This window comes from Paenibacillus agaridevorans, from assembly GCF_003112455.1.
In the GTDB taxonomy this organism is placed as follows: Bacteria; Bacillota; Bacilli; order Paenibacillales; family Paenibacillaceae; genus Pristimantibacillus; species Pristimantibacillus agaridevorans.
The window spans coordinates 38,356-56,356 of record NZ_BDQX01000099.1; the positions used below are offsets into that span (position 1 = coordinate 38,356).

13 protein-coding genes and 1 pseudogene are annotated in these 18,001 nt (G+C 48.0%); 2 read left to right on the plus strand and 12 right to left on the minus strand.

What is annotated here, in order from left to right; all coding sequences use genetic code 11:
• Positions 1-24 precede the first annotated feature (24 nt).
• From PAT3040_RS10985 to PAT3040_RS11010, 6 genes are all read right to left on the minus strand, one after another.
• Positions 25-1,560, minus strand: a complete 1,536-nt coding sequence (locus PAT3040_RS10985) for a response regulator transcription factor (protein WP_108992685.1) — start codon at positions 1,558-1,560, stop codon at positions 25-27.
• Entirely contained in the window at positions 1,557-3,254 is a 1,698-nt protein-coding gene (locus PAT3040_RS10990; RefSeq protein ID WP_258234933.1) for a cache domain-containing sensor histidine kinase, read from the minus strand. Before PAT3040_RS10990 ends, PAT3040_RS10985 begins: the two co-directional genes overlap by 4 nt.
• Before the next feature lie 152 nt (positions 3,255-3,406).
• Positions 3,407-4,522: a glycoside hydrolase family 88/105 protein gene (locus tag PAT3040_RS10995; protein WP_258234934.1), complete on the minus strand. Its 1,116-nt coding sequence runs from the start codon at positions 4,520-4,522 to the stop codon at positions 3,407-3,409.
• Between the two features lie 106 nt (positions 4,523-4,628).
• Positions 4,629-6,266 (minus strand): extracellular solute-binding protein, encoded by a 1,638-nt coding sequence (locus PAT3040_RS11000; protein WP_108992687.1) that lies wholly within the window; start codon positions 6,264-6,266, stop codon positions 4,629-4,631.
• A 41-nt stretch (positions 6,267-6,307) separates the two neighbouring features.
• Positions 6,308-7,180, minus strand: coding sequence for a carbohydrate ABC transporter permease (locus PAT3040_RS11005; protein ID WP_258234935.1), 873 nt, complete (start codon positions 7,178-7,180; stop codon positions 6,308-6,310).
• Positions 7,181-7,196: 16 nt separating this feature from the next.
• Positions 7,197-8,153 carry an ABC transporter permease gene (locus PAT3040_RS11010; RefSeq protein ID WP_108992688.1) on the minus strand — a complete coding sequence of 319 codons (957 nt, stop codon included), beginning with the start codon at positions 8,151-8,153 and terminating at the stop codon, positions 7,197-7,199.
• A 779-nt stretch (positions 8,154-8,932) separates the two neighbouring features.
• Here PAT3040_RS11010 and PAT3040_RS11015 point away from each other — a divergent pair.
• Both PAT3040_RS11015 and PAT3040_RS11020 read left to right on the plus strand, forming a co-directional pair.
• On the plus strand, positions 8,933-9,466 hold the full coding sequence (locus PAT3040_RS11015; RefSeq protein ID WP_181376553.1) for an RNA polymerase sigma factor: 534 nt from the start codon (positions 8,933-8,935) through the stop codon (positions 9,464-9,466).
• A complete protein-coding gene (locus PAT3040_RS11020) occupies positions 9,466-10,323 on the plus strand; it encodes a hypothetical protein (protein ID WP_108992690.1) in 858 nt (285 codons plus the stop codon). Before PAT3040_RS11015 ends, PAT3040_RS11020 begins: the two co-directional genes overlap by 1 nt.
• A 412-nt stretch (positions 10,324-10,735) precedes the next feature.
• Here PAT3040_RS11020 and PAT3040_RS39920 read toward each other — a convergent pair.
• The 6 genes and pseudogenes from PAT3040_RS39920 to PAT3040_RS11055 form a co-directional block, all read right to left on the minus strand.
• A pseudogene (locus PAT3040_RS39920) lies at positions 10,736-10,901 on the minus strand (RHS repeat-associated core domain-containing protein); the annotation flags it as partial.
• 66 nt (positions 10,902-10,967) lie between these two features.
• Positions 10,968-11,072: an S-layer homology domain-containing protein gene (locus PAT3040_RS39925; RefSeq protein ID WP_108992711.1), complete on the minus strand. Its 105-nt coding sequence runs from the start codon at positions 11,070-11,072 to the stop codon at positions 10,968-10,970.
• Between the two features lie 80 nt (positions 11,073-11,152).
• Positions 11,153-12,175, minus strand: a complete 1,023-nt coding sequence (locus tag PAT3040_RS11040) for a Gfo/Idh/MocA family protein (protein WP_258234936.1) — start codon at positions 12,173-12,175, stop codon at positions 11,153-11,155.
• A gap of 213 nt (positions 12,176-12,388) precedes the next feature.
• On the minus strand, positions 12,389-13,408 hold the full coding sequence (locus PAT3040_RS11045; protein WP_108992693.1) for a Gfo/Idh/MocA family protein: 1,020 nt from the start codon (positions 13,406-13,408) through the stop codon (positions 12,389-12,391).
• A 13-nt stretch (positions 13,409-13,421) separates the two neighbouring features.
• Positions 13,422-14,192: a glucosamine-6-phosphate deaminase gene (locus PAT3040_RS11050; protein ID WP_108992694.1), complete on the minus strand. Its 771-nt coding sequence runs from the start codon at positions 14,190-14,192 to the stop codon at positions 13,422-13,424.
• Between the two features lie 57 nt (positions 14,193-14,249).
• Positions 14,250-17,852 carry a fibronectin type III domain-containing protein gene (locus PAT3040_RS11055; RefSeq protein ID WP_108992695.1) on the minus strand — a complete coding sequence of 1,201 codons (3,603 nt, stop codon included), beginning with the start codon at positions 17,850-17,852 and terminating at the stop codon, positions 14,250-14,252.
• Positions 17,853-18,001 lie beyond the last annotated feature (149 nt).

The following is an 18,001-nucleotide window of genomic DNA, read 5'->3' on the forward strand; positions in this document are numbered from 1 at the left end:
ATAGATTTGGAGTTCATATAAGAGTCACGGGTCAACCATCTGCTTGCGGTATTCTTTGGGGGAGACTCCCGCTATCCTGTTGAACATATGCGTGAAGTAATTGGAGTCGTTGAAGCCGGTAGCCTCGGCAATTTCGAATATTTTCATATCTGTGCTTTTCAATAGAAGCTTCGCCTTCTGTACGCGCAGCTTCTGAATATAGCCGATTACACCTTCCCCAGTTTCCTTTTTAAACAGTTTGCTGAAGTAGCTGGGGTTGAGATGGACATGAGCCGCCACCTCAGCCAAGCCGCATACCCCCATGTATGCTTCTTCAATAAACCGGATGGCCTGCTTGACCGAATTATCATTCTTGCTGGCAAGCCAGGTATTGTGAGACTGCAGAAATTCATCGATATATCCCTGCAGCCATGCCGTTATATCCTCCGACGTCACACATTGGTAGACAACATCCCACTCTATGGAACGCACGGTCATTTGCCATTCGGGAAACTGAACCTGCACCAGCCGGAGAATAGCGGCAACCAGCAGCAGCGCTTCAATCTTGGCGGCTTGCGGGGGCAACCGGCTGATCCGAACGGCTTGTTCCTGCAGTTCCTGGCCCAGGCGGCTGTTATCCTCCGACATCAGCCAGGTTATAATTTCCCTCTCCTTCTCGTAAAGCGCCGTCTGGTTGAGCAATGATTCACTGGCGGAACTGTGATCACGCCTCCCCTCGTTGCAATACCGTCTGTAGCCCTGGTACAATTCCTTCGTGGTAGCACATAGCCCTTGTTCGCTGAATTCAAGAGTCAGACCCAGATAATGATGAACCGAATCGGCGAGTATCTGCTGCCATGAGGGAAACATATCCGATCGGGAAGAACTCCGATCCACCAATAAGGCCCACTCCGATGCGTTCAAGGGAAACAGGCGAAAACTGCCGGGAAACCATCTAATCAAGTGCTCACCGGCAATATTGGCGAAAGCGAACTGCAACAGCGGTACATCTTGGTCGGAATAATGCTTCTCCGTTGGGAAAAAGGTAGGAATACGGAGAATGTGCAGTTCACATTGCTTCATCCGCTTCAGCAAAGCCTCCACCTCTTCGCCGTTGCAGGGCAAGCCCATAATAGCCGAGCGTAGCTCGCTGTCTTCATGCTGACTTCTCCAGCCTTCCACCGAGAGCTGGGTCTGGCTTTCTTGAATCAACTGTACATAAATCCGATCAAGTACGCTTAATATATCCGTTTCTACACAAGGCTTAGTGATAAAGTCCTGCACTCCGAACTTGACTGCGGACTGGGCATACGAGAAATCCTTGAACCCGGTTACAATTACAATCTTCGTCAGCCAGCCGCGGCTTCTGATTTCTTCTGTCAGCTGCAAACCATCTATATGGGGCATCCGAATATCGGTCAGCAAGAGATCCGGGACACTTTGCTCCATCATGAACAAGGCGTCCCGACCATTAGTCGCTTCTCCCGTCACTACCCAGTCGGCAGGTCGCTTCCCCGCCAGCTTCAGCAGTCCCTTGCGGAAGTTGGGCTGATCCTCTGCAATAAACAGTTTGCCCTTCATCTATCCCCCTCCTCATGACTCCCCGGTGTCCCGGATTTAATAGGAAGCGTCATGTGAATAACTGTTCCGTTCCCTTTACTGCTGGTAATTTCCACTCCATATGCGGAGCCGTATACCAGCTGAATGCGCCGAAGCACACTTTTGTAGCCGATCCCTAGTTTATTGCCGTCCTGCAGCACAGCCTCCGCCTCTGTCAAGGTTCTCAGGGTTTCTTTATCCATACCGCATCCGTTATCAGCCACCTCGATATGAAGCGCCTCATCTAATAGAAACGCTTTGATCCGCAGCACCCGGTCTTTATCCATATCACGGAAAGCGTGTACAAAAACATTCTCCACCACCGGCAGCAAAAGGGATCGCATCATCCTCAGATTCAGCAAGGACTCCTCAGCTTGAATAATCGTTTCAATCTCGCCGGTGAATAGTTCCGTCTGGATCTTGATGTAATTGCGGATCTGATTCAACTCTTCGCCAAGAGTCGTATCCGTCTGGACAGGTTTAAGGGAATACTTCAACATCTCCGAGATGGCGTGGATCAGAAGCGCCGTCTCCTCCTGATCGTTGCTGTACAGCTTCCAATACAGCTCATTGAACAGGTTGTGCAGATAATGAGGGTTCAGCTGTGCCTGGATGGCCTTCAGCTCCGATTCCGTCTGGCTGATCTGAGCCAAATATACCTTGTTGATCAGTTCGCTCACTTGCTCCGCCATGTTGTTGAAGCTATCTCCGATGTATCCCAGCTCGTCGCCGGAATTCACCTTGACACGAACCGTGAAATCACCGGAACGCAACATACGCAATCCCTGCATCAGATGGGCTAGAGGAGACAGAAGCGTCCGGGTCGAAATCGTAATCAGCAGTGCACTGAGCAGGATTATGCCGATTCCAGCGAATACCAATATTCGGATGATGTCTTTATTTCTCCTCTGTATCTCCTGCAAGGAAGCTCCTCCGTATAGGGTAAAGCCTGCCGGTATCAACTCGTGTCGGACAAACAGATAGGTGATGCCATCCATTTCGACATTCTCGGGATAATTTTCCTTTGCCAGTCGCAAGAGTTGCTCCGTCTCGCTCTGGTCGGTATTGGAGTAGAGCATACCGCCCATAGGTTCCAGCAGCAATAACTTGCCGCTGCCGTTCTCCATAAGATCACGCAGCACCTTGGATACCAGACTTTCCTCTATCACCATCACCATAGTGCCGTATGGGATCAGCTTCTCATTGAGCATCCGCCTGGCAGCAACCAAAACTGTTCTGCGTCCGTTCGGATCAATGGCGCTGACCGCCTCAGCCCGGCTCCAAACCATATTCCCTCTATGGGGCTCAAGCTTTTCCATCATTCTGGTCAAGTCATCCGCTCCCGGCTCTCCCGACGCACCAGTTTTGGAGAGAACCGTCAGTTCCCCCTTCTCATTGTACAGAAACACGGAACTGATGGACGGGGCATCCACCAGCAGCATATTCAACTGTTCTTCCACGTATTTGCGGTTCTTGAATTGAGTGTAGGAATCGCTTTCATAAACAATGTTCTCTTTAAGAAACCGTTCAATGGACGGATTCAGGGTAATAGATAGGGATACCCGGTTGATTTCCTGGAAGGACATCTCCAGTCTATTCAATGCCTGTTCGTTGGCGATGGAGAACTGCTTGCTGATTTCGTCCTCCATTAATTGGATATTCGATTGATAAACCATCCAACCTGCCAAGGCAAAGGAAAGTGTTACCATACACGAGAGCAGGACGATCAGCTTGATCTTGAAGCTGCCCTTTATTGTTCCGGCTATATACCCCAGACAGCTCTTCGGATGCAGTCGGCTCCCTCCTTGAGTTTCATATTATATTTATATTATTTTAAAGCCTCATACAAGGCAATAAGAGCAAGGGACTGTCCGTATGCCATCGGCATGATCGTAATGTTTTTATAATGGTCCCTATCCATTCCCATACCGGTTCCAGCCGACACATTCAGCACGGTTCCATCCTCGCTAATATTTTGACAAACCGCCTTGATGGCCTTGTTCGCAACAGCCTGATAGGAGGAATCCAGAATACCGACTTTCATGCCTTTCAGGATACCCGCGCCAATGGCAGCCGACCCGGATACCTCTTCATAGCTGGTGGGGTCGCGCAGTACGGTGTGCCAGAGACCAGAAGCTGCTTGAAGCGGAACCAACGCATTGACCTGCGCCTTGTACGTATCAATCAGAAATTCCCGGACACCCGGATTAATCGTATCCTGGCAAGTTTCCAGGTAATCGACGAGGCCGTAGGTGAACCAGGAGTTGCCGCGACACCAGAAGATGCTGCCGAAATTATCATTACGCTCGAAACTCCAACCGTGGAAGAACAGTCCGCTATGTTTGTCGAACAAGTACTTGATATGAAGCAGAATCTGATGAACGGCTTCTTGTTCCCATTCCGGTCGATTGAACTTGCGCCCGGCTTGGTTCAGAAACAGAACCGCCATAAAGAGCGTATCAATCCATAACTGCCCCTTGTGCAAGTGGACTCCATCCCGATTGCCAATGGCCGTGACTGTATGCTGGAAGCCACCTTCTTTCGTTTTGGGCAGCTCATGAATAAGCCAGTTCGCATGATCTTGGCATAACTGTTCCAGTTGGTTGGATGGCTCCAGTTGATTCAGAAGCAGAACCAAAGCCAGATAGGGAGCTGTCGTATTTATATTTTTTGACGGCAGACCAACCTCCAGATTGCGGGAATACCATCCTTGAAAAAACTCCATATAACGGCGATCACTGTAATATTCTTGCAGCTTGTACAAACCATAAAGACCGACACCCTGAGGCCAGTCCCATTCTTCTATTCCAAAATCTCGTTGGACAATCCCTATTCTTGTATCGGCTTGATCCACGATTTTATCCTTTTCATAATCGCTGCCTCCCAGATTCATAAGCCTGTCCACTACCCGCGAGATTTTTTGAAGCAGTATTTCATTTGTCACGATTCATCTACTCCTTCTCATATACAACGTTCCGAAAGCAAACCTAGCTCGATCTTTTCCGAACTAGGCTCGCATTCATCCTATATTCCAGATCCTGCACCCTTTGCTAATGCTGGGAGCGAACCAACTCCAAGATATCCTTGCCAAGGAAAGCGATCTCCTTGTTTTCTTTATACCAAGTGTTCATAAATTCCTCAATCTGCTTGCCGCCGCCTTTCTCCCAGGCAGCTTTCGCATCTGCAATCGCCTGCTCAGCTGTATATTGAGCACCGCCAATAATGCCTTTGGCATAGATGTCCTGGATTTCTTTGTCGATATTGGTATTGATCACTACCAGCTCGCTCGGCAGAGAAGGCATATGCTCATAGTGGCTTAACGCAGGATATTGAGCTTCGGGATTAAGCAGAAACTCGTCTGCTTTATTCAACATCTCCAGACCGGCCTTCTGGTCAGGATCGCTCACGTCGAACGCAGTGGTGGAAATCAGAAGCGGATTCTCCGGGATCGAGTAGAACATGGAATAGTCCATGGCCCAATCCAGTTCCTTGGCGTTCTTCTCAGGATCGATAACCTTTGGAAAACCGTCCTCGCCTTTTCTCCAATGCTCTCCCTCAATTCCTTTTTTCAGAATTAGAGCGTTCTCCGGCTTGATGATGAAATTAATATATTCCATAGCGGCCTTGGGGTCTTTGGCCGCAGCATTGATCACCGTGGTCATTTGAACCGGATTAACCACATGATGAACGAATTGCCCCATGGGAGACTTAGGCTGCTCCATCGGCGCTATCTCCGCCTCTGGAACAACCTTTCGGAGCGTTTGAATGTCCGTTACCGTATTCTCAAACCAGTTAGTGATAGCAGGGGGAAGGAACACGCCTATTTTACCGTTCAGATAATCCTGCTTGGCTTTAGCTCCATTCTTGTCCGCGAGGTAATCCTTATCGATAAGCCCTTCTTCAAATAATGTCTTCTTAAATTTAAGGGACTCCAGCGTGTTATCCCAAGTTCTAACAATCTTATCATCATCGGAGAGTTTCCACCCATACGAGCCAAACATCGAATCTATCATGCCGCCCGAGGTGTAGCTCATATTGGTTCCATAAGTATCCTTCTTCCCATTACCGTCAGGATCCTGCTCAACGAATGCTCTCAGAACATCAAGCAATTCGTCGGTCGTTCTCGGAACCTCCAGATTGAGCTTTTTCAGCCAATCCATTCGGATAAAGGCTACACTTTGCAGATGAGGCTCATTAATTTTACCGATTTCGTATAGCTTGCCGTCCGGCTTAGTGCCTACTTTGCGAAGCTGGGGGTACTTCTCCAACAACTTCTGGTATTCAGGCGCATATTGCAAATAATCGTCCAGAGGCAACAATTGCTTCTGCTGATACAGGGAATTCCGGAACCCCGTATCATAATCATTGACAATATCCGGCGCACTGCCCGATGCGAACATCACATTCAGCTTCCTAACCGCCTCTGCCCGTGCCACCGGCACAAACTTGACCGTAACAGGAGAACGCTCATTGATCCACTTGGTCCAACGGTTTTCCTCAACCGTTCCCTCCGCTGCGGGAATATTTCCCCTGTCATAGTTGGAAACGGTAATTGTAGCTTTTCTTTCGCTCTTCCCCTTTGTCCCTGTTTCCGCTTGGCTGCAACCGACTACCCCTGCTGCCATAACCGCGGACAGCCCTAGTGCCAACGCAAACTTCATTCTTGATGTGAATGTTTGTCCAAACATGTGGAATCCCCCTCATTTTATAATGAATTTCCTTGTTGCCGCTAACCCTTAATAGAGCCAAGCATAATGCCTTTGACAAAATATTTTTGCAGGAATGGGTATACCACCAGCATGGGCACGACCATAACCACAACCCCTACCGCTTTCAGTTTTTCGGATACCATTTCCTGCTGCTGCATCATATCCATGGCCGCCATGTTGAAGTTTCCCTGAATTTGCAGCATCCCCTGAACGACAACAGTTAGATTCTGCAAACTCGTCTCATTAATGTAAAGAATGACGCTCATAAACATATTCCAGTAGCCAACCCCGTAAAATAACGTCAGCGTAGCCAGCATAGGAAGAGACAAGGGTAGTATAATGCGCATGAGCAGTCGAACCTCGCCGCAGCCATCAATCTGGGCGGATTCGGCCACTTCTCCCGGAACGCTCTCAAAATAGCTTTTCATAATTAACATATTATAGGTGCTGATTAGCCCGCCAAGCCAAAGGGACCAATACGTATTGATTAAATGCAGGCTATTCATGACCAGATATGTCGGGATCATGCCTCCGCCGAAGAGCATGGTGAATAATGCAGCCATTGTGATCGGCTTGCGGGCGTAGAGGTACCGTCGGGATAAAGGATAGGCCGTCAGCACCGTGGCCAACATGCTCAAGATCGTTCCCCCCAAGGTAATGATCACACTGTTGGTAAAGGCGCGCAGGGCTGGTGTATTCTCGAAAAAGTAATTGTAAACGGTGAAATCAAGTCCCACCGGCCAGAACAAGACCTGACCCAGATCAACCGCATGCCCTGAGCTTACGGACAACGCAACCAGATGTACAAAAGGCAAGATGCAGGTGAGCGATATGAGAATCAAAATGATGTGAATAAAGGTTACAAAAAATTTACCACCTATGGATTCCCTCAAGCGCAGCCTCCTTTCTTCAGAATAATCCCTGATCGAATTTACGAGCCAATGCATTGGCCGACAACACTAGCACCAGTCCGACAAAAGACTCAAACAACCCCATGGCTGTGGTCAGACTAAATTGAGCCTGCTGCAAACCCACCTTATACACATAGGTGCTGATAACCTCCGCCTTCTCCAATACAGTAGGATTTTGTAAATTGTAAACTTGGTCGAATCCTACTTCCATCAGACGACCCACTCCTAGAATCAGCAGGAGAATAATCGTAGGGCGGATGCCCGGCAGGGTGATATGCCAAATCTGTCTTAGCTTCCCTGCTCCATCCATCCCCGCAGATTCGTACAGACTGGGGTCAATGCTGGAGAGAGCGGCGAGGTAAATAATAGCACTGAAGCCCATCTCCTTCCACATGCCGGAGCCGATAAAGATGGCGATCCATGAGTCCGCTCGGTACAGGAAAGGCACCGGCTCCCCTCCCCATTGACCCAACAGCTTGTTAACGGTACCGCCTTCGATGGAGAACAGAGTCAGGACAATGCCTGCAACGATAACCCAAGACAAAAAATGAGGCAAATAAATAACCGTTTGAATCCAGCGCTTTAGCCAAGTCTTCCGCACCTCATTCAAGGCAATGGCGATAATAATCGGCGCAGGAAACCCGAACACCAGATTCAGAACACTTAAGTTAAGGGTGTTCCAGATAATCTGCAGTGTAACGTTAGACTGAAATAAAATCTCAAAATATTTCCACCCCACCCACGGACTTGACCATATGCCATCGTGAAAATTGTAGTCCTTGAAGGCAATCACAAGACCGCCCATAGGCGCATAGCGGAAGATCAGATAATAAAGCACCCCCGGTATAAGCATGGCAAACAACGGAATATTTTGCCGAAACCGCTTTGTCTGGTAGAAAGCCTCTTTGGCTGCAGGCGCTTGATCCGTTCCTACGGCAGCAGGCGTTATTTTCATGGCTCCCCCCTCTTTCTTATTGATAGTTATAATATACTGCGGTTCGCCAGTACCAGCCTTAAATATCTTGAGGTCTTTCTGTGCGATTTTTGTTTCTCCTTAGGGCGTGTAATGATTACTCAGAGGCTGTCTGCTGATTATCGAGAGGTTGAGCTATGCCGGGAATGGCTGACAGCTGCAGGTTTTGAAAGCGCATTCAATTGTATCTCCACTGATTATATTCGGTCATTGATCTCCGCAAGCGGAAGCTCCAGCACCTTTTCCCGCGCCGCCTCCTGCCGTCCTTCCTCCGACTACAATTAAGGAGAAGGGGGGGGGCTTAAATCAATTGTATCTGCAGTAGACTATAGTTTTATTATCTTCCCTGATCGCTCCGGCGGCTTATACTTGGGAATGCAGGGAATCGAGGGCTTACTAGCCGTTAGCCAAAGCTCCTGTTAAGGAGTTCCTCTCCTACTGCGCACCTGCTGCGGAACAACTGCGCTCTTGAATACCGGGATGAATGAATTAATACTGGAATTGCAACTACTCTCTTGATGCGAAAAACCACCTTCGTTTTTCTTTTGAAGGTGGCCTTTCATGCCGATTTATTGCCGATTCCCATGTTATTAAATTCACCTCGTAAAAAACAGAATACCGGATTAGCAGATATTTTTCCATGTATATCTTCTGTTTGCTTCGTAAAATACTAAATATCTGTTTTGAGCCAAGAATGATGTCACAAATATCGCAGATGAAACGTTATACAAAGTAAATGCAAGCTCGAGGGAGGGCCAAAGTTGCTAGAACAGGAAACATTACATGCCTTTGTTAGCGGAGATGAGAGAGCACTTGAAGAAGTAATAGATACGTATAGCAAGTCGCTTCTTCGATACTGTATCTCCATTTTGTGTGATGTTGAAGAGGCAAAGGATGTTTTGCAAGATACCTTTATTAAAGCATACGAAAAAAGAAGGCAATTTCAGCTAGGTACATCGATGAATGCTTGGTTGTATCGCATTGCATATACAACGGCAATCAATGCGGTGAGAAGGCGGAAACTCAGATTTAAGCTCTGGAAAGCGAGTGAAGACATAAGCCCTGCTCAAGAAAGTTACATATCTGAGCCTCTTTATAGTATATTATCGTCTTTATCAGTGGCAGACAGAGCATTGCTTTACGGCAGAGTTTTGGATGAACGGTCATACCAAGAACTGTCACACATATTAAACGTATCAGAATCAACACTTCGAAAACGATTCGAACGGCTGAGAAGCAGACTTGCTAAAGAGGTAGAGCACAGGGCGACTTATGCAAAAGAGGAGTGGGTGTAATGAATATGGAACTGATCCGAAAACAATTGGAGGAAATTACTCCCCCAGAAATGCGTTTCAAGCAACATGTATTGCAGCAGATTCGAATTCGCAGGCAAATTCGCAAACGAAACATGCAGATTTCCGCAGCAGTCGTCCTGCTAGTTGCCATCATTGGTACTGTGCAATTTCAACAGATTACAGCTATGGCTGAGAATGTATACAGGAGCATTCAAATATTACTCCATAACGAAACTCTGGTTATCGACAACAATCTAGAAATGATACCGATTGAGGTGAATGGTCTCACATGGGTCGGCAAACAGCCGAACAGAGTCGGATATAAGTCTTATACCGATATCAATGCCGCAGAAGATGAACTTAAGATAAAGCTGTTGCACAACACAATGAGTAACGAATCTGCGGTTGACTTCGGATACTTCGAAAAACGAAATATGGCAGAGCTCTTATTGCGTTATTTTTTCATTGGAGATTTGAAAAACTTCAGTGAAACCATTTTGGAAAACGGTGATAGACAACACAGATACAGTGCAGATCATGATACCGTCTATAAGTCTCCTGTAAATATGAAGGTTTCATTTTTCACTGGAAGAGGCGCAGAATATGAGATGGACAACCTGGATACCTATAATTATGAAGAAAAATATATAAGCCCTGTGAATGGCATTACAGCTTACCTTTTAAAAGACACGTTCCAAGCCACGTCCGATGAGAGTAGTCTATTGATGTATGCAGCAGGAAGTATTACAGAGAAGCTTACCGTTTTTGTACACGACAATTTGTTGTATACCATTTACGGAAACATCCCATCCTCGGAGATGAAAAAAATTATCGATGCTTTTGTAATCGAAAAATAAGCGGTGACAGGGGCAATAAATAGGAGATAAAGAATTAACTGCGAATCAAGCAAGGCTTAGTTAATTGAACACATAGTATCTTTGAATAGATATAGAATCAATTATCAATAACAAAGACAGGCTCAAAGCCGAAACCAGTACTTGACGAAATGAATGTAGGGTGAAAATGGAAAAAATATCAGCTAATAGCCTTCCCCATGAAGAAAAGGAAGGATACCCGTGCCGATTACTAAATGCGTTCAATCCGGTATTTGCATTAGAAACCTACCATGAATTTGAAGCTGAACTAAACATGTAACGCCAAATTCAGCAGTATTAAAAGGCCACCTTCGAAAGCTAAAACGAAGGTGGCCTTTCACGCCGATTTGCTGCTGATTCCCATGTTTTTAAGTTTACCTCGTAAAAAACAGAACACCGGATTATTATGCACATAAGTATAAAGGTTCTGACTCAGCCGATTCGTGCTCTCTCCTTCATATGTATCCTCATTAATAAACCGTCCCATACTCGGATCGTACCAGCGGGGATCGAAGGTATTGCAGCTCTGTCGCACTATCCCAATATTCGCCTTCTGCACGACGATACAATCGCGATTGCATCAGGCCTTGACAACATTTTAATTAAACCTCATTCATGCCATACAGCTATATGATAGACAAAATAAGAGTTACCGCCTCGGCTCTTGTGACGGTAGCGCCTGGCGCAAAACGATTATCGCCGCGCCCCCTTGACGATGCCCGCTTCGACAGCCGCCGCTATATATCCTTTTGCCCAATGCGGTATCTCGGCATCGGTTACAGACCGAATAACGCCATCTTCTACTGCAATTTCAACGCACTTGCCCTCGTTCAGAAAGATTGATAACATTAACCCGTTCATCTGCTTCAATTGTTGCCAGTGTAGCAGCGAGAATATCTTCTGCATCTAGAATAGATTTTTTACCATTGATGCGATTCAAAAAATCCTCGGTAATCGTGCAGGGCGGTGCCGCCACCTCCACAATGGAAGGCGCCTCCTGATTGGTGACGTGCATATAAAGAGGCTTCCTGGAAACAAAAGGATCTCCCGTCAAACGAAGCTCGGCGCTGCCCTCAGTACCTGAAACGAAAATCCTGCAATCGCCCCATGTCCAGCTTGAAAGAGGAGTATGCCAATCTGCATAAAGCTGCGCCGTTATCCCATTTTCTAATAGCACCTGCAAACCAACCATGTCATAGAAAGTGGTGTGATCTGGCAAAATGTTTTTGGCTAGATAGCCTTCAGAGCCTACAACCTCACTTCCTGTAAGCCAACGCAAGAGATCAAAGTCATGAATGAGAAGATCTATCAAGATACCTCCCGACTGTTCTTTCAAAAAAAACCAATGCGGCCTTTCATTTGAAGAAAGGAGATGCGGCTTGCGCATCCCAATGCTAACGATCCTTCCGAACGTACCGCGTTCGATTTGTTTTTTCAACGTGTAGACCGGCGGGCTGAAGCGTTCCGTCAACAGCATGCCAATTTGGATAATTCTCCTTCTACTCAACATTTCCAGACGATGATAATCACCTCGACATGTGACAATAGGTTTGTCAACCATAATGTGCTTGCCTTTACGTTCACAGATCTCCACGATGTCTATCTTTTGATTGTTGATCGCAGCACACCCTACAATATCGATTTCAGGAGCGAGCATGTCTTCCATGCTGCTAACAAGTGAAACACCATATTTATCGGCAACCGTTTCTGCGATTCCAGCAGGATTCGGATCATAAATACCGGCGCATTCATGGCCAAGCTCCAGCATTTCCTGAATGAATCTATCAATATGGGCATGCTGGCATCCAATGATAGAGAACACATATTTTTTCACAGTAAGATCCTCTCTTTCAACTCAATATGGTTTATATCATCCTGCCCCGAGGGGCGTACGATTAAGATCAAAGCTGTTGATTATCTACAAAATGGCAGAAAAAAGACCGCTCATTTCGGTGTAGTGTTTGTACCCCTACAAACTCTACGGAAGGTGAGACGGTCTCATGAACCATCGAAACAATGCTAGCGCCTATTCTGCATTAAACAGTATCTAAATGTGCCCAAGCTCTTCGGAAAGCATTGGCGTAGAAATTTTCACTTCAGCTTTCAACTCATGTGATCGATAGATGCCATCCAGAACTGCAATGACATCTCTGGAATAATCCATTGAACATTCCGGTTCGCGTTCCCCTTCGATGCTTGCAAGCAACTCGCGGAATTGCAAGACAAAGGGGGAATCCTCTCGAGGCACTGGGATTTGTTCGTAAACACCGTTACGGCTGAGCCACACGCCTTTGCCCGGAATGACTTTCATCATAGCCTCCGTAAAAATAAGCTCAAGCTCGTTCCTCGGCACGCCTCCGTAACCCGATTGTACAATAGTGGATGGCACTCCCGACTCATTCTCAAGGAAAACAACCCCGCTGCCCTCTACATCGCCTGCCGGTCCGTAATGGCTGATTGATGCTCGAACTTTCACGATTCTCGCATTTCCGAGCCACATCATTCGATCAATAGAGTGCGATCCCAAATTAAACAAAATACCGCCACCCGCACGCTGCTTGTCGAGAAACCAGGCCGGGCGATCCGTGTTGTAGTATGCTTTGTGGCGCGTATCATTCATCATGACAAGCTGTCCTAATCGCTTTGCTTCATTTTTAATGTACTTCTTTGCAGCCATGTTTTCCGCAAGAAAATGCTGCGTATGGCCGACCATCAGTCGAACGTTGTTATGCTGTACAGCATCCATGATGTCATCGCATTGCTTCGCATTTAATGCCATTGGTTTCTCGAGCAGTATATGACAGCCTGCCTCGGCGCAAAAGATAGCTGCTTCCATGTGCAAATGATGCGGCAGCGTAATGACGACGATATCCGGCTTCTCCCTCAGCACCATTTCACGATAATCCTCATACGCAATCATACCGTACGTCTCGGATAGCTGTTCAGCCCGATCAATCCTGATATCCGCAATGGCAACAGGCTTCAATCGATCTTGCAGCTCATTCATTGCCATCAAATGACCTTCGGTTATCTGTCCGGCGCCAATAACCGCTATTCTATATCTCATAGATTCACCTTTCTTATCGTTCACTTGTTTGAAGCGGCTTGTATAAGAGTCCTGCATCCAGCGACGCCGATGCCGATTCCTGATCCAGATAAAGAGTCCACTGCGGATGGTCTTTCAAAATCGTGGAAGGAATTTCATTCATCAGCTCGTTCTCTAGCGTAAGCTTGATCGCATTCGCTTTCACCCGATGCGGCACGCACGATATGATGACGGAACTTTTCATAATTTGCCGGATACTCATTGTAATGGCTTGCTTCGGCACATCGTCGTTCAAAGCGAACCAGCCTTCGCCAACTTGCTGCTGTTTGCAGGACTCGGCAAGATCAACAACAAAATACGGCTCCTCTGTATTAAAATCAGCCGGCGGATCATTAAATGCGACATGCGCGTTTTCACCAATGCCGATCAAAGCGAGATCGATCGGCGCTTCGTTTAATCTTGCGTTTAACTCCTCGATATTGCGGCGAACGTTGCCTTCGCCGTTCACCAATTCATAACGCTCGACACCGACATGGGCTAAAAACCGTTCCTTCAAATACTTTCGGAAGCTGGCCGGATGAGTCTCCGGCAAATCTACGTACTCATCCAAATGAAACATCTCGACCTTGCTCCAATCCAAGTCCGCTTGGACGAAATGTTTCAAAAATTCGAACTGCGACGCCCCTGTGGAAAGCGTAAGCCGTGCCCTGCCGCGCGCCTTAATCGCAGCTTGCAGTATTTCAGTTGCATGAGCAGCCGCAGCTTTTCCAAGCTCATCTGCATTGTTAAGTACTTTCACTTCCATTTCAAGAAGCCTCCCTTAGTATCCTAAAGATTATTGAATGGTGTAGCAGCCATTGGATTAAATTCGATTCACTACGAAATTATCAAAGTACACATTGCCTGCCGATCGCTGGCTGTAGACGCGGAAGGCACTGATTCGGGGACTGGCTGCCGTATAAGATTCCTGAGCCATCTGTGTCAGCGTGCCGCCCTGCGGTCCCGTTAGGAACGTTACGGTATTCGTCGTAAAATCGAATTCGATGGTTACCGTATACCAGGTGTTCAAGCTATAACCGGGCAGAAGATTGCGATATGTGCTGCTCGTGCCCAGCCGGTATTTCAGACCGTTTGCCGTATCCGTCTGCAGCTCCACGAAGTTGGTCCCGGTATACAATAAAATCTTGTCGCCATTAAAATTCGCTTCTCGCATGTAGTCGAAGCTGAAGCGCGCAGTCGGCCCCTCGGCCATGAAGTTATAGACGAAGTTGCCCGTCGCTCCGTTCGCAACGCTCAAACTGCGATTCTCGCTGCTTGGCACTGCGGCAACCAGCCAAGGCGCCGGCCAGGTGGTAGGATAGGCAGAATACGGCTGACCTACTGTACCGTCATTGAAATCGACAACCAAATCTGAGGATTGGCCGCCAACGGTCACTTGCACGGGAGCCGACAAGGGCGATTCGCCCTCTGCGTTAATTGCGCTGATCTTGTAGTAATAAGTCGTATCCGATAACAGCCCTTTATTCCGGTAATAGGGATCCGTGATCGCTCCGACTTCCAGCTTACGGTACGGTCCTTCCGGGTTCTCCGACCGGTAGATCGCGTAAGTCTCGGCATCGCTTATTGCATTCCAGCTGAGTGCGGCTTCATTCCTTCTAGCTTGGACCGCGACACCGGATGGTTCGGCCGGCCCATTCCAGGACATCACATTATCGAAGTATACGTTACCGCTCGAGCGCTGATTGTAGATGCGGATAGCACTGATTTTGGAACTTGCTCCCGCATACGATTCCTGCGCCTGTATAGTCAGCGGCCCACCTTTTGGCCCGGTGCGGAACGTCACCGTATTCGCGGCAAAATCAAGATCGATCGCTATCGTATACCATTGATTCAATTGAAAGCCTGGGATCAGATTGCGGTATTCGGACGTCGTCCCTAAACGGTAACGCAATCCGTAGACCGAATCCGACACCGTCTCAAGGAAGTTCGTCCCCGTATAGATCAGAAGTTTATCCAGATCGAAGTTCGCCTCGCGCATGTAATCGAACTGGAGATGCGAAGTCGTTCCTGTCGATGTGAAGTCGTACGTGAACGTCCCTATCGCATTAGGCGCGACACTTAAGCTTTTGTCAGCGTTGCTCGGCGTAGGCGATATCGTCCAGGCTATCGGCCATTCAGCTGGCGCAAAATAAGAATCGCCATTCGTTCCATCGTTGAAATCAAAGCTAAGCGGTTGTAACGATTCTTTTGTCGTGGCCGCAGCATGCAGCGACAAGGCGGATTCTCCGCCAGACGTAACGGCTGTCACTTTATAAGCATAATGGGCCCCGGAGGTTAATCCGTTATTGATGAATGTAGAAGCAGTTAGCGCCGTGGTCGTCAGCTTTGTGTACGAGCCGTAGGGGCTGGCTGCCCGATAGACATGATACCCGCTTGCTCCTGCCAGAGGTGTCCACTTGAGTCGGATCGAATCTCTGTCCAACGTTTGTGCTTGCACATCGCCAGGCGCTCCGTTCACGATAGTCTTCGGTACCGTGGGAACGACACCTTCCGGAAATGTCCCAATCGTTAATTCGTTCAGATATTTTTCCAAATTCGTATATCCGTCGCCGGTGAAATCGCCATTCCCGTCCATCGCACTGTTCGGATCCAATCCATGCTCCAGCTCCCATACATCCGGCATCCCGTCGCCATCCGTATCCGCCGGCACTTCAGTCGTTTGCAACACCGGCCATTGCAGCGTTACTTTCTTCGCATGTTTAGCGTCAAGGGTTGCCTGATCTTCTGCCGATAAATTGTTCGCAGTATAGATAACGCTTCCCGTTCCGTTAATAACGTCGTTTACGAGTTCGAGGTCGACTTCATCGCGCTTGAGGCTTGCGCCGGCGTAATTCAGCACCTTCTCGTAAGCCACGTCCGCACTATCTTGCGGTGAAGGATTCGGCATTTCGAACGGGGTGCTGACGAACATCTGCGGGTTCTTATAGATACCGCCGAAGTTGTTCGGATCGCTGTTGGGGGACAAGCTGCCGTCCCGATGAACCATCTTGTTGCCGGTGAGCGCGATGCTTGAACTATACGGCGGATTAAGATCAACCACATCCGTTTCAGCCATTCGATCTTCGTTTTGAGTACTGATCCCGGCCTTGTAGTAATTGTTGACCATGTTGCCTTGCCCGCTCTGGCCGTACATACTCTTATAGCCCCAGTCGTAAATCACATTGTTGCGCACGTCCTGCGATTTACCGGAAAAACGTGGATTGCGGCTGTCGTTATGGGCGAGCAGGTTGTAGTAGAAGGTGGCGTTATCGCCGCCCCATATTCCGCCATAACCGTGGAATCCTTTGCCCTCCACGTTGGATTTCACGATTGTCGGGCCAATTGTACTATACTGCAGCGTGAAGTCGACGTTCTGATAGAAGGAAAATGATTCATCCGTTCCCCAGCTCGCCGAAATATGGTCGAAAATGATCTGCTTGCGATGCCGACCTGTAACGCCATCCATGTCGACGCCTGCTTCGTCGCCCGTTCGGAAGCGCAAATATCGAACAATCAGGTTATCGCCTTGGAACACAACCGAATGCTTCTTGAAAGTAATGCCGTCCCCTGGCGCGCTTTGTCCAGCAATTGTCAGATTGGAGGACGTTACGTAGAGCATCGATTCCAGCGCGATCGTCCCGGACACCTTGAACAAGATCGTTCTGTTGCTCTGGCTGACCGCGTCGCGGAACGAGCCTGGGCCGGAATCGTTCAGATTCGTGACATAGTACACGTCCTGGCCGCGTCCGCCCGTTGCGAATTTGCCGCCGCCTTCTGCCCCGGGGAAAGCGGGAATCGTTCCTGGAATTACGCTTGGCGGCAGCGAAGGCGGATCCAGCGGCGTGCCTACTGCAGGTCCGACGAGTACAGAATACATCCGACCAAAACCAATGTGCCCCGTAGCCTGGTTCCCGCCCAAAGCGACAGTTCCCGCCTTGTAGGTACGTGAATAGACGCGGTAGATGTCTGTCGTCGTGACGATGCCGTCTGCGTCTCTGACTTCGGTTTCGATCGTATCTCCAGTAAACGTCCAACCATATTGCGGGGTCAGCCAGTAATCGGAGTTGAACGGATCCGTCGAAGCGTTATCAGCATGCATGGCCACATAAATCGTGGCATCCTGGTCAATCTCGAACGTGAGGAATGGATTGGTCGGTTCGTTCTTATGATTTGTTCCTCCGCTCGTTTGAATAAATGATAAACTGGCATAAGAACCTATGTCGGAAAATGTCGTGGAAGGATCGTTGACGTACATTTCCTTTCCGGTCTGCAGATCGTCGTCTACGACGTAGGTAATAGGATCGTACCACAGGTTGTTCTGGGTAAGATTGCTGATGCCGATCGACGAAGCCATTGCCGGAAAAGATGGAAGGAGCTGCAAAGCAAGCAATAGTGCGGTTAGCAAAGCTATTGATTTTTTCCTCATTAAGATCCTCCTCCAAACGGTTTATACCTTACTGTAGAAACCCCTTTCATTACTGAAGAAACCCCGTTTCATTCCATCTTACCGCCCCCCTTTCAACTAAAGGAGTATACATAGAGTGCAAATGCATCGCATATAAACGATTAACGATT